This window comes from Streptomyces litmocidini (assembly GCF_014649755.1).
Classification (GTDB): domain Bacteria; phylum Actinomycetota; class Actinomycetes; order Streptomycetales; family Streptomycetaceae; genus Streptomyces; species Streptomyces litmocidini.
In genome coordinates this window covers 221,295-234,326 of sequence record NZ_BMTQ01000011.1, presented here as the reverse complement: position 1 = coordinate 234,326, position 13,032 = coordinate 221,295, and the positions used below count along the sequence as shown (strand labels likewise).

Sequence of the window (13,032 nt, the reverse complement as noted above, 5' to 3'; positions counted from 1 at the left end):
CGTGCTTCCGCGCAAGCGATCACGGGGTGTACGGTGCCTGCCCCGCCCCCCGAAGGTCAGCCCTGGGCGTGCTTCTTCGCCATCTTCGAGATGAACTCCCGCGTCTGCTCCACGTTCAGCGCCTGCGCCCTGAGGTGCTCGTACATGACGGAGTACTTGCTGACGTCCTGCGCCTTCTCCAGGTACAGATCGCTCGTCACGCCCTCGATGTAGACGACGCTGGAGTCCGACGTGTCCGGGAACTCCAGGATCGAGTACTGCCCGCTGATCCCCGGGTGCGCGCCCATCTCGAACGGGATCACCTGCACGGTGACGTGCGGCAGGTGCGACTGCTCGACGAGGTGCTCCAGCTGCTCGACCATCAGCTGCCGGCTGCCCACGATCCGGTGCAGCGCGCCCTCGTCGATCACCGCCCACAGCCGCAGCGGACGCTCCTCGTCCCGGATCCGGTCCTGGCGGCGGGGCCGGACCGTGACCCGCTTCTCGATCTCCACCGGAGTCGACTCCGGCATCGCGCCGGAGATCACGGCCTCCGCGTACGCGGGGGTCTGCAGCAGGCCCGGGATGATCTGCGACTCGTACATCCGCAGGCTCTCCGCGTCCGTCTCCAGACCGATGTAGACGCTGTACGGGATGTCACCGAAGGCGTGCCACCAGCCTTGCTGACGCGAGTCCTTGGCCATCTGCATGAGGGAGTCGACCATGCGCTCGTCCTCGACCTCGTACACACCGCACAGGTCCCGGACGTCACGCTGGCTGATGGAGCGACGGCCGTTCTCCAGTCGACTGATCTTGGACTGGGAGACGAGGAGGCGCTCGGCGACCTGCTCGGCCGTCATGTTCTTCGCCTCGCGGAGCTTGCGCAGCTCCTGGCCCAATCGGCGTCGCCTGACGGTGGGGTTGACGTTGGACGCCACGGAAACTGCACCTCCGGCTGTCTGCTGCGTAGCTGTGAGTACCTACCGCTTGGCAGACTGCCACCAATGGCCGGGTGCGCGCTGGGAAAACAGGACAACGCACGTGTGCGGGACGGCCGTCCAGACCGTCCCGCACACCTGTGCGGCTCCCGGAGTGGTTCCAGGTGGTTCGTGGTGCCGGGTCATGGTGGTTCGTGGTGCTGGTGCTGCTCGTCGGGCGGTCGTGTTCAGTGCGCGGCCGCGCGGGCCATGCTGCCGCGAGGCTGCGCCGGGACGCCCGCGGCGCTCCGGCGCGGCTGTGCCGCCGCACCGTTCTGGACGTCCATCACGGCGTGCGCCACGAGTCCGCCCATCGGGTCGTGCCGGATCAGGTCGCGCAGCCGGGACCGCGACGACCGTCCTTCGTTGCCGGGGTAGAGGTGCTTGCCGAGACCGACCGCGTGGGCCAGCGCGGCGAGCGCCGCGGTCCGCGGGTCCGGCGGTACGCCGGTGCGGATCGCACTGTCCAGCCGGGAACGGATCTCCCGACTGATCGCCGTGTCGGTCGCCTGGTAGCGAGTCGTCGGCAACACCCCGCACATCTGGCCCTCCACGGCATGCACCATGCCGCATCGCTCCAGATGCGAGAGATACGTCTGACGGAGCCCCAGCCGGGGCCCGCCGATCCAGTGGACGGCCCGAACCGGACTGCCGCGCCTGCGCAGCAGCTCCAGTGCGGAGTCCAGTGTCGGATCTCCGGTCGGCCGTGGCATCACCACGGCGATACGATCCCCGTCAGGGGCTATCCGGCCTGCCAGAGCCAGCTCCACTAGCTGTGCTCCGGCCAGACCGAGGTCGAGCGACTGCGGCTGCGCTGTGGTACCCGTGGTCGGGTCCAGAGCGAGCAGCAGAAGCTCTTCCGGAATAGTTCTGCGGCTCCTGCCCATCCATGCCTCCCCGCGTGGATGAATGACAGGGTGACCCCTCTCACATTCATCTGTCGAGAGCGCCTGGTTGGTTCATCCGGGAACCGGCAGGTATGTCGTTCTCGTCTAGCACGGGAGCCAAGGGGTTCACACAGGACACTGGTAGACGGTTCGGACGTACGTATGACGCATGGAGGAGGCACGGTGGCGGGCGAGTCCCCCGACAAGGCGGAGCAGCAGGGGTCGTCTCAGGAGACGACGGCCTCGGGCGGCGGCGGCCGGGATCCTCGGCTTTCCGTGCTCCGCGGGTCAGAGCCCTCGCCGTCCTCGGCGGTCCGGGTGGACCAGCCGACGGCCGTGTTCAAGACCCTGACGCCGCGTACGCCCGAGGACGACGAGCCGAAGACGGAGGCGGAGCCGGAGTCCGGGGCGGGTTCGGAGCCGGGGGCCGGGGCTGAGCCCGGCGCGGAGGGCGACCGTCTGAAGGCGGCCGTGGCGGCGTGGGTCGCGACGGAGGAGGAGCCGGAGGCGGCGGAGAGAGCGGAAGGGGCCGACGAGCCCCAGCCGGAGGACGAGGGCGGGGCCGAGGAGGCTGACGGCGAGTCCGACGGCGAGACGGCCGAGGAATCCGTCGAGAAGGCCGAGGGCAAGACGTCGGCCGGGGACGCCGAGACCGTCGAGGACGCCGAAGGCACCGAGAACACCGAGAACGCCGGGGACGCCGAGGACAAGGCGCCCTCCGCTTCCTGGTTCGCCGCGCGGAAGCCGGACGCCGACGAGAAGCCGGCGAAGCCCTCGGACGAAACCGACTCCTCCGACCCCTCGGACGAGACCGCCCCTTCCGACGCTTCCGACTCTCCTGACTCCTCCGATTCCTCCGATTCCTCGGACTCCTCGGACTCCTCGGACTCCTCGGACTCCTCCGACTCCTCCAAGGACGAGGAGCCCGTCGACCAGCCGACGACCATGTTCAAGATGGTCCGGCCGCCGGTCGTGGACCAGCCGACGACCGCCCTGAAGCTCCCGTCCGGTCCGTCCGCGGACTCCGACAGCGAGCGCACCAGTGTCTTCCGCGCGCTGCGTCCCGACATCCCGGCCGAGCAGAAGGCCGAGAAGGCCGAGAAGGCGGCGCAGGAGGCCGCCAAGGCCTCCGCGGCCCCGGCGGCCGCCCCCAAGGCGCCCGAGGCCCCTGCGGCTCCCGAGACCCCCAAGGCCCCCGCGTCCAAGGCGCCCGCGCCCAAGGAGCCCGCCCCCAAGGCGCCCGCCGCGCTCACCGAGCCGGAGCGGACCCGGCAGCAGCCGCTGCCGCCGCTGCCCCCGCTCGATCTGCTCGCGGAGCTGACGAACACGCCGCCCCCGCCGCCGAGCCCGCTGCGGACGGCCCTGCGCCGGGTGCGGATCTGGACCCCGCTGGTCCTGCTCCTCCTGATCGTCTTTGCGATCGCGCAGATGGTCCGCCCGCTGCCCGCGCCCGCGCTGACGCTGTCGGCCGAGCCGACGTTCACCTTCGGCGGCGGCAAGCTGCAGATGCCGTGGCCCACCGAGGGGCAGGGCGCCGTCGAGGTCGAGGGCGTCGGTTCCGTGGGCCTGTACGGAGCGCAGAAGCCGGCCCCGATCGCGTCCGTGACCAAGACGATGACGGCGTACGTGATCCTCCGCGACCACCCGATCAAGGGGAAGCAGCAGGGGCCCGAGATCACGATCGACAAGAAGGCCGCCGACCAGGGGAAGCACGCGTCGGAGTCGACGGCGCCGGTCCAGGAGAACCAGACGTACACGGAGAAGGAGCTCCTGGAACTCCTGATGATCCCCTCCGCGAACAACGTGGCCCGGCTGCTCGCGCGCTGGGACGCCGGTTCGGAGGCCGCGTTCGTCGAGAAGATGAACGCCGCCGCGAAGGGGCTGGGCATGACCCAGACGACGTACACGGACCCGTCCGGCCTGCTCGACACCACCATGTCGACCCCGCAGGACCAGCTGAAGCTGGCGAAGGCGGTCATGCAGTACGACGTGTTCCGCGAGATCGTGAACATGCCGAACGTGACGGTCGACGGCATCCCCGGCCGGATCGAGAACAACAACAACATCCTGCTCGAGCCGGGCGTGAGCGGCATCAAGACCGGCTCCTCCACCCCGGCCGGCGGCAACCTGCTCTGGGCGGCGAACACCGTCGTGGACGGCCAGAACCGGCGCATCCTCGGCATCGTCATGGGGGCGAAGAACGGCAAGCTGCTCAACGACAAGCTCCAGCTGGCCATCGACAACAGCCTCAAGCTGATCCAGCAGGCCCAGAAGGACGTCACCTCGGCCGCGGTGGTCAAGAAGGGCCAGGTCCTCGGCTACGTGGACGACGGCCTCGGCGGCCGGACCCCGATCGTGGCCACCAAGGAGCTCAAGGCGGTCGGCTGGCCGGGCCTGGAAGTGAAGCTGGAGCTCACGGATGGCGGAAAGGCCCTCCCGCATTCCGGCAAGGCGGGCGACGTCGTCGGCCAGGTGTCGATCGGCACCGGCACCGGCAAGGTCAGCTCCCCGGTCGCCCTGCAGGCCGACCTGATGGAGCCCGGCTTCGACAAGAAGCTGACCCGCCTGGGCTGAGGCCACCCGCTCGGCCGGGCGCCCCGGATTCTCCGGGGCGCCCGGCTGTTAGCGTCTCCGGGGGGCGAGAAGTACGCGTGACCCGCGCGAGAAGCGAGAAGCGAGACGGGCAGCAGCACGGGAAAGGGCCGCAGTGACCACCGCCGAGCCGACACGCGCCGACCGCGCGGACTCCGACCCCGACGTCTACCGTGATGCCCATGAAGCTCGTGACACCGACGGCGGCCCGACCACGGATATCGGACCCTCTTCGCTCCCGCGAATAGTGCTTCCGACGCAGCGGCCCGCCCCGGCACCGGCCCCGGCACCCCCCGCTCCCACCCCCGCCCGCGCCCCACGGCGCAAGCGCCGGTACACGGTCATGGCGGCCACCGGGCTCGCCGCCCTCACCCACGTCCTGTGGTTCTTCCTCTTCGCGAACAGCGGCGGGGACCTGGCCGCGCAGGACGCCTGGGCCGAGTTCGTCGGACGGCACCCGGACTCCGCGTACAACCTGGCCTGGTACGGCGGGATGCACCCGGTCTCGTACAGCGTGGTCTCGCCCTACCTGATGTCGGTGCTCGGCGTCCGCAGCACGATGATGGTCGCGGGGACGCTGTCGGCCGGCCTGACCGCGCTGATCCTGGTGCGGGTGCGGGCGGTCCGCAACCCGCTGGTCTGCTCGATCGCGGGCGTCTTCGCCTTCCTCTGCAACGCGCTCTCGGGCCGGGTGACCTTCGGCCTCGGCATGATGTTCGCGCTCGGCGCGGTCGCGGCCGTCTTCTGCTGGCCGTACCGCTGGCGCCGCAAACGCTGGGCGAAGGCGGCGGTCGCCGCCCCGCTGGCCGGCCTGGCGACGGCGTGCAGCCCGGTCGCGGGCCTGTTCCTCGGGATCGCGGCGGCGGCACTGTTCCTGAACAAACGACGCCCGGGCGCGTACGCCCTGGGCCTCGCCCCGGTGGCGGTGGTCGCCCTCTCCTCCTGGCTCTTCCCGTTCTCGGGCACGCAGCCGATGGCCTTCGGCTCGACGGCGCTGCCGCTCCTCTTCGGCGCCCTCACCTTCCTCCTCGTCCCGAAGACCTGGCGGACGGTCCGCACGGCGGCGGCGGTCTACACGATCGGCACCCTCCTGACCTGGCTGATCGACTCCCAGATCGGCTCGAACATCTCCCGGCTGCCGATGCTCTTCGCGGGCGTGGTGCTGCTCGCCGCCCTGCCGTACACGACGCCGCGCTCACGCCGCTGGTACGCGCTGCTGCTCGCCGTCGCGGGACTGAACTTCTGGATCGGCTTCAAGGGCGTCGACGACGTCATCCGCACCGCCCCGGACGCGTCCTGGGCGCGCGAGCTCGCGCCGCTCGTCAACCAGCTCCAGGTCCGGGACGCGGGCAAGGCGCGGGTCGAGGTCGTGCCGGCGTCCAGCCACCGCGAGTCCTCCGCGCTCAGCCCGTACATCAACCTGGCGCGCGGCTGGAACCGCCAGGCGGACATGGAGCGCAATCCCCTCTTCTACGACGACACGCTGAACGCCGCGAACTACCGGGACTGGCTCCACCGCTGGGCGGTCCACTACGTCGTCCTGCCCACCGGAGCCCCCGACTCGGGCGCCGAGCAGGAGGCGGAGCTGGTCGGCGAGGGCCTGTCGTACCTGAAGCAGGTCTGGTCGGACGAGAACTGGCGGCTGTACGAGGTGCAGAACCCGACGCCTCTCGCCGACCCGCCGGCCGAGGTGCAGAGCGCGGAGGAGAACGAGGTCGTGATCCGGGTCGACAGCCCCGGCCGGGTCCTGATCCGCGTCCCGTACTCGCCCTGGCTCGCCCTCATGGACGAGAACGGCGGCAAGATCGAACCGCCGAAGGAGACGGAGGCCTCGAAGCTGGCCCGCGAGGCCTCGGAGACCGAGATCCCCAAGGTCTTCGCCAACGAGAAGGGCTGCCTCTTCAAGGCCGAGGCGGACCCGGAGGGCGACGAGTGGACGGAACTCGTCGCCCCGAAGGCCGGCGTCTACCGCCTGGGAGCCCCGTACAAACTCTCGCGCGGCACGGCCTGCCCGGAAGAACTCCGCTGACCGTCTCACTCTGCGTGCTCGAACGGCTCCGAAGCGCTAGGATCCACGGACGCTGCCGCAGCCACGCGGCGGACCGAGGCAAAGGCACCCGCATGGCCATCATCGTCACCTTCGACCTGCCGGGCGCCGGACAGGACCTCTACGACGAGGTCATCGACCGGGTGACCGACGGAAAGGGCTTCACTCGGTTCGCGGACGTGGGGAGCCCCGGCCTCATCTCCCACGCGGCGGGACCGGCCGAGGGAGGGTTCCGCGTGACCGAGGTCTGGGAGAGCGCGGAGGCCCTTGAAGCCCACGCGAAGACCTTCGGCCCGGTCCTGGCCGCCCTCGGCCACGCCGACCTGCAGCCCACGGTCATCCCGGCCCACAACGTCGTCGTCCGCTAGGGACGCACCGGCCCCCCGCGCACCCGCACGGGGGGCGCGAGCACCCTCATGGGAAAGGGGCAGGCACCGAAAGCGGTGCCTGCCCCTTCTCCCTGTGCCCCCGGCAGGATTCGAACCTGCGACGCCCGCTCGAGGAGTTCGACCGGAAGCCGACGACGGCCGCCTCGCCCGACGGCACGGCTGCCGTACCGGGACGCTCGCGTGTGCCTCCGTACGGCGTCGTCGATGTCAGCCGTGGATGTCAGGCGTCACGGGTTGGCTTGGCGGCCCGATCGCGGGCAAGGCTGCTGGGCTCCGGCGAGCAGCGGCACGATGATCACTGCGGCCGGCTGGTTCGCCGAGTCGAGAGCTGCGGCAAGAGCGGCCTACGTGAAGGGTGACGCCGCTTCTCGATCCGGATGCCGCGCAGGCAAGGACCCTCCCGTACGTCCACCATGAGATGATCCATCCACAATGTGGCCTTCGATTTGACATGCCCGATAGGCGCTATAAGCGTGGCCAAGGACAAGCGACGGACGACTTTGTCGTGCAGCCGAGAAGGAGGCTGAGTCGAGATGCCGAGCAGACTGACAGCCAGACGGCTGGGAGCTGCACTTGCCGCGGGCGCCGCAGCGTTCGCGTTGGGCCTCGGCGGCGCTAGTGTCGCCGACGCCAAGATCCAGCCGGTTGACACCCAATGCACCAACAACGGCGGTCACCAGCCCGGTGGCCAGCAGCCGAGCTGTACGGGCGGCGGGCTCACGCAGGAGAGCGAGAACCAGAACCCGGCCGGCCACGCCCCACCCGGACAGAACTGACCTCACATGACGCAAGAAGGGGAACACCTTCCGCGGCAGCGGGTCTCGGCGACCCGCTGCCGCCTTTACGTGCCTGAAGCTCGCCAAAGGGCACTTCGACTCCTCCGGCGTGGCCGCATCAGCCTCATCCCACCGCCACACCCCACCGGCCGGCACCCGCGCACGGGTCCCCTCCGTCCCGGAGCCTGAGAGCCCCCGCCGGAGGCATCGTCTGGCACCGGACGCGGCAGAACGATCAGCGGGTCAAGGCGGGGGAGGAGTGGAAGGGGAGCGACCGCGTCTTCACTACGCGTACGGGCAGACCGGTCGAGCCTCGGAACGCGTACCGCTCCTTCGCCCGCGTCGCCGCCTCCGCCGGGCTCCGTGCCATCCGGCTCCACGATGCCCGGCACGGCCGCGCGACGCTGCTCACCGCCGCCGGCGTCGCGCCCCGCGTCGTGAGGGAGATCCTCGGGCACAGCCAGATCAGCATCACGATGGACGTGTACACGCACGTCGTCCAGGACACCCAGCGCGAGGCGATCAGTCACATGGACCGGCTGCTCAAGAGGCGGCCCGGTCGTCCCTGACCGGCGTCGTCGATGTCGGCCGTGGATGCCAAAAGGCACTTCCGGAGAATCCGGAAGTGCCTTTTGTCCTGTGCCCCCGGCAGGATTCGAACCTGCGACACCCGCTTTGGGGGAGCGGTAGGGCGAACCTCGGCTTGACCTGCATAGACGATGCAAGAGCTGATCGATATCCCAGAACCCGAACACGCCCCTCGTTCCCCGTGGTTCCCCGCCCGATCTGGCACGGATGTGGCACGGCCTTCGCCGGCGTCTGGCAGTGCCTCGGGACAGGGTCCGCCTGCGCGCGGTCGGCTTCCGAGGTGCCCAGCTCGGTAGTGCAGTTGTATCCCTGGCTCTACCCGGGGGCGGCCCGGTGCAAGCCCGGGACCCAGCCGACGGCCAGGCTCCGCCGATGGCCAAGAGTGCCCTGCCGGCGCCGGCCACGCGCGAACCTTCTCAGTCTCCTGCACGCGGCAACGGCTCCGGAGGCCGCCCCGTTCGTCGGCCCCAGTCATGCGGTTGACTGGGGCCGGGCAATGACGGAACGACTCGCACCATCGGGGGCTACGCAGTGAAGAGCAACGACACTCCGCTGATACCGGACGCGCTGTGGCTGGAGGAACGGCTGGGCGAAGGCTCGCTCTGGCGGCCGGACGAGGCCGCTCTGCCGGCCGAGCTGACCCACACCGCATCGAGGGAGTTCCTGCTGACGGTCGGCTTTCCCGCAGTCCACCTCGACATCGTGGGGATCGACACGAGGCACCTGTGGGACGAGGACGGGCTGGAGCCGTGCGATGCCGACGAGATCTACGGGGAACGCTACCCCGACGACGACTCCCCGCCCACGAACTTCGCCTTCACCGTGGCCACCTGGTTCGACCAGCAGCTGATGCTCGGCGGGGAGTTGGGCGACATCACCCACTACGACCCCAACGGATGGGACCATGGTGCCGGGTGGAAGGGCCCGGCCGCCGACTCCCTTCCCGACCTGGCAGTGCTCCTCGGGCTCATCGCCGAGTCGAGCACCGAACTGGAATCGGCCGACGACACCGCACGCGCGGCCGTCGCCGCCGATCTGCGCGAGCGCATGATCGCCCGCGATCTGAACGTGGACGGCTCCGCGTTCTGGGACGGCATCTTCGAGTGCCTGGTGTGAGCAGGGGCCGGACATTCCCGGGGGGGCTCCTAGGCAGTGTCTTCAAATGATCTTGAGTGGTGGATCATGGTCGGGTGACACGTCGCCATGAACTGGCTCGTCAGTGCGCGTACTGGCACGCCTGTGGCACAACCCCTGAAACGCCGAAGGGCCAGCCTTGGAGGAAACCCCTCCTGAGCTGGCCCTTCTGTCTGTGCCCCCGGCAGGATTCGAACCTGCGACACCCGCTTTAGGAGAGCGGTGCTCTATCCCCTGAGCTACGAAGGCCGGGCCTGGTGAGTGGCCGGTGAGGGCCTGTTCGCCGCCGCCAGTGTAGCGGGTGGCGTGCTCGGTGTACGGGGAGATGTCGCGCTGTCGGGATCTTGAGCCGGTGGTGGGGCGTGGGCGGCGTGCTGCCGGGGGCGGGGGATGTCCGACCGGCTCCCTCCCTTCGCGGCGGTCGCCCTCCGCGGGAACGGCGGGCGTGGACATCGACCACCGATCCCGTCAGGATGACGGGCGGCTTCCGGTTCGGTCGGCGGCCGGTCGTGTTCTCCGGTCCGGACGGGAGGTCCTTGTGGCGGCGGCAGACGGATTGGAGGGGCTCCTCGCGCCCGGGGCGCCCTTCGCGGTCGAGGACGGGGCGTACGTCGGCGGTCCGCGGACGCTGCGGGAGTTCGTCGAGGTGACCTGGGGCTACGGGGACCGGACGTTCCTCGTGGCCGAGGGCGTGCGGATGGGCTATCGGGAGTTCTTCGACGCCGCCTGCGGGCTCGCGCGCCGGCTCGTCGGGGAGTACGGGCTGAGGCCGGGGGACCGGGCCGTCGTGGCCATGCGGAACCTGCCCGAGTGGCAGATCGCCTTCTGGGCCGCGCAGCTCGCCGGGCTCGTCGCCGTACCGCTCAACGCCTGGTGGACCGAGGACGAGTTCGCGTACGCGCTCGACGACTGCTCGCCCGGGGTGCTGCTCGTCGACGGGGAGCGGGTCGGGCGGGTGCGGGCGTGGGCCGTCCGGCACGGCGTGCCGGGGATCGTCTTCCGGGGGGAGGCCGAGGCGGGGTTCGTCGCGTACGCCGCCGACACCGATCCCCTGCTCGGGCCGCCGGACGTCGACGTCCTGCCCGAGCACGACGCCACCATCATCTACACCTCCGGCACCACCGGGCGGCCCAAGGGGGCCGTCGCCACGCACCGTGCGCAGGTCGGGGCCGCCATGAACCCGCGGTACTTCGCCGCCGCCGCGGCCCTCGCGCGCGGCGAGGTGCCGGGGACGGGGCCCGCGATGGTGTCCCTGACCGCGTTCCCCTTCTTCCACGTCGCCGCGTTCACCTCGTTCTACGCCGTCATGGCGGCCGGCGGGACCCTGGTGACGATGCGGAAGTGGGACGCCGGGCTCGCCCTCGAACTGATGCGGGACGAGGGCGTCACCCATTTCGCCGGGGTTCCCACCACCGCGCTCCAGCTGCTCGATCTCGCCCGCCGCACCGGGGACCCGCTGACGAGCCTCAGGCTCCTCAGCACCGGGGGCGCCGCCGCCCCGCCCGGGATCGTCGCGGGGCTCACCGAGGGGTACGGGGAGCGGATCGAGCCCCGGAACGGGTACGGGCTGACCGAGACCTGCGGCGGGGTCCTGTCGAACGTCGGCGCCGAGTACCGCGCCCACCCCGGGAGCGTCGGCCGGCCCTCGCCCGTCACCGAGGTGCGGATCGACCGGCCCGACGCCGGGGGCGTGGGGGAGTTGTGGCTGCGCGGGCAGTGCCTCGTCCGCGGGTACTGGGGGGACCCGGACGCCACCCGTGCCGCCTTCACCCCGGACGGCTGGTTCCGGACCGGCGACCTCGCCCGCGTCGACGCGGGCGGGCGGGTCGCCGTAGTCGACCGGCTCACCGACATGGTCATCCGCGGCGGCGAGAACGTGTACTGCGTCGAGGTCGAGACCGTGCTGAACGGGCACCCGGACGTCGTCGACGCCGCCGTGTTCGGGGTGCCGCATCCGCTGCTCGGGGAGGAGGTCGTGGCCGTGGTGCGGCTGCGTCCCGGCGCGGGGACGGGGGCCGGGGCGACCGAGGCGCTGCGGGCGCACGTGGGGACGCGCCTCGCCGCCTTCAAGGTGCCCGCCCGGATCCTCGTACGGACGGAGGAGCTGCCCCGGAATCCGACGGGGAAGATCCTCAAGCGGGAGCTGCGGGAGCTGCGGGAGTTGCGGGAGCTGCGGGAGTTGTAGGGGTTGCGGGAGCCGGGAGCCGGGAGCCGGGGGCCGGGAGCCGGGAGCCGGGGGCCGGGGGCCGGGGGCCGGGGGCCGGGGGCCGGGGGCCGGGGGCCGGGGGCCGGGGGCCGGGGGCCGGGGGTGCGGTCGGCGGGGCCGGGCCTCATCGTCGTGTGATGCGGACCCGGTACGTGCCGTTCTCGTCCTTGTCGAGGACGGTGATCCGGATGCCGTTGGCGTGGTCCGTGAAGCTCTCGCCGGGGCCGTACGGGGCGTCCGACAGCTCCGCGTGGACGTTGGCCCGACGGGTGCAGCCGCCGCTGGCCCGGTCGCTGTCGGCCACGGTCACCGGGCCGTGGCCGGTGTCCACGTCGGACTCGACCCGGTAGACGAGGACCCCCTGCTCGCAGACGGCCTCGTCGTTGCCGCCCTTGCTGCGGACCTCGACGGCGTAGCCGGAGGTGCCGGAGAGCGGGACGAAGGCGAGCTTGGGGCCTCCGGGGACCGCGAGCGGGGTGAGGCTGTAGTCCCCGGTCCCGGGCCGGGAGGCGCAGCTGACCTGGTCGTTGTCGAGCCAGCCCAGCTTCCACTTGTGCCAGCCGAGGAGGTCGTTGTTGGCGCCCCAGTCCTCGGACATGATGTCCCAGTGCCCGACGCTGCCGCCGCCGTCCGAGGTGTAGAGGTCGGGCAGGCCGAAGACGTGGCCGTTCTCGTGGGGCAGGACGCGGTAGCCGGTCTCGGCGAAGCTGCCGGAGCCGTCGTCCTGGCGGCTGTAGACGAAGGACGTGTTGGCGAGCGGCACGCCGTCGGCGTAGGGGGCGTCGTCGTTGCCGGAGAAGGTCACGGACAGGACGGTGTCGAGGGCGGAGGGCCCGGCGTTCGGGGTGACGAGGACGTTGACCAGGTCGTAGGCGCTGAAGTCCACCCGGGGGTCGGCGGCCTTCACGATGTCCTCGACGAGGGAGCGGTAGCCCGGTTCGTACGGTGAGCCGCGCTCGATGCCGTACGAGGAGAACGGCCGGGGCATCCGCAGCCAGTCGGGTATCGGGGCCTCGGGCTGGTAGTGCAGCCGCCCGTACGAGCTGGTGCGGAACCAGTCGGCGGTCTGCGGGAAGAACTCCCGGAAGCGGCTCATCGCCGTGCCGTCCCCGGGGGCGTCCGGGAAGTCGACCATCAGGTTGAGGGCCCTGACGCGGCCCGTGGAACGCACGTATCCGGGAGCGGTGGGCAGCCCCTCCGACATCTGCACGCCCATCGTGGTGGCGATGCGGCACGGCCCCAGCTGGGCGCCGGTCGGCGCGGCGGCCACGGGGCCGGCCGAGGCGGGGGAGGGCCGGGGGAGGGTGGTGCTCGCGGAGGCGAGCAGGGCGAGGGAGACCGCCGTGGCCGCCGCCAGGGCGACGGGTCTGCGTATCCGTCGGCGGGGGTGCTGCCGGGGGTGCTCCATGCGTCGCCTCTCCGGTGGGGGCAGGTCGGCGCCGCGACCCCTTCCGCGG

General features: G+C 71.3%; 8 protein-coding genes, 2 tRNA genes and 1 pseudogene. 6 read left to right on the top strand and 5 right to left on the bottom strand.

Annotated features, from left to right (window positions below; translation table 11 throughout):
• Positions 1–56: 56 nt before the first annotated feature.
• Together IE180_RS23735 and IE180_RS23730 are read right to left on the bottom strand one after the other, a co-directional pair.
• Positions 57–917 carry a helix-turn-helix domain-containing protein gene (locus tag IE180_RS23735; RefSeq protein ID WP_190158954.1) on the bottom strand — a complete coding sequence of 287 codons (861 nt, stop codon included), beginning with the start codon at positions 915–917 and terminating at the stop codon, positions 57–59.
• 227 nt (positions 918–1,144) lie between these two features.
• A complete protein-coding gene (locus IE180_RS23730) occupies positions 1,145–1,843 on the bottom strand; it encodes a GOLPH3/VPS74 family protein (RefSeq protein WP_030315572.1) in 699 nt (232 codons plus the stop codon).
• A 183-nt stretch (positions 1,844–2,026) separates the two neighbouring features.
• Between IE180_RS23730 and IE180_RS23725 the strand changes: the two genes are divergently transcribed.
• The 4 genes and pseudogenes from IE180_RS23725 to IE180_RS23710 all read left to right on the top strand — a co-directional run.
• On the top strand, positions 2,027–4,417 hold the full coding sequence (locus IE180_RS23725) for a serine hydrolase (RefSeq protein WP_190158953.1): 2,391 nt from the start codon (positions 2,027–2,029) through the stop codon (positions 4,415–4,417).
• Positions 4,418–4,550: 133 nt separating this feature from the next.
• On the top strand, positions 4,551–6,464 hold the full coding sequence (locus tag IE180_RS23720; RefSeq protein WP_444545784.1) for a DUF8823 domain-containing protein: 1,914 nt from the start codon (positions 4,551–4,553) through the stop codon (positions 6,462–6,464).
• Between the two features lie 92 nt (positions 6,465–6,556).
• The gene (locus IE180_RS23715) at positions 6,557–6,850 is read left to right on the top strand and encodes an antibiotic biosynthesis monooxygenase family protein (RefSeq protein WP_190158951.1); all 294 of its coding nucleotides are present in this window, start codon (positions 6,557–6,559) and stop codon (positions 6,848–6,850) included.
• A 967-nt stretch (positions 6,851–7,817) separates the two neighbouring features.
• Positions 7,818–8,216 (top strand): annotated as a pseudogene (locus IE180_RS23710) (tyrosine-type recombinase/integrase); the annotation flags it as partial.
• Between the two features lie 71 nt (positions 8,217–8,287).
• On the opposite strand, the gene IE180_RS23705 reads toward IE180_RS23710, so the two are convergent.
• A tRNA-Ser gene (locus tag IE180_RS23705) sits at positions 8,288–8,350 on the bottom strand.
• Positions 8,351–8,766: 416 nt separating this feature from the next.
• Between IE180_RS23705 and IE180_RS23700 the strand changes: the two genes are divergently transcribed.
• Positions 8,767–9,351: an SUKH-4 family immunity protein gene (locus tag IE180_RS23700; protein ID WP_190158950.1), complete on the top strand. Its 585-nt coding sequence runs from the start codon at positions 8,767–8,769 to the stop codon at positions 9,349–9,351.
• A 194-nt stretch (positions 9,352–9,545) separates the two neighbouring features.
• On the opposite strand, the gene IE180_RS23695 is transcribed toward IE180_RS23700, so the two are convergent.
• Positions 9,546–9,618 (bottom strand) — tRNA-Arg (locus IE180_RS23695).
• A 289-nt stretch (positions 9,619–9,907) separates the two neighbouring features.
• Between IE180_RS23695 and IE180_RS23690 the strand changes: the two genes are divergently transcribed.
• Positions 9,908–11,554, top strand: coding sequence for a class I adenylate-forming enzyme family protein (locus IE180_RS23690; protein ID WP_190158949.1), 1,647 nt, complete (start codon positions 9,908–9,910; stop codon positions 11,552–11,554).
• A gap of 145 nt (positions 11,555–11,699) precedes the next feature.
• On the opposite strand, the gene IE180_RS23685 is transcribed toward IE180_RS23690, so the two are convergent.
• Entirely contained in the window at positions 11,700–12,983 is a 1,284-nt protein-coding gene (locus tag IE180_RS23685) for a M6 family metalloprotease domain-containing protein (RefSeq protein ID WP_190158948.1), read from the bottom strand.
• Positions 12,984–13,032: the final 49 nt, after the last annotated feature.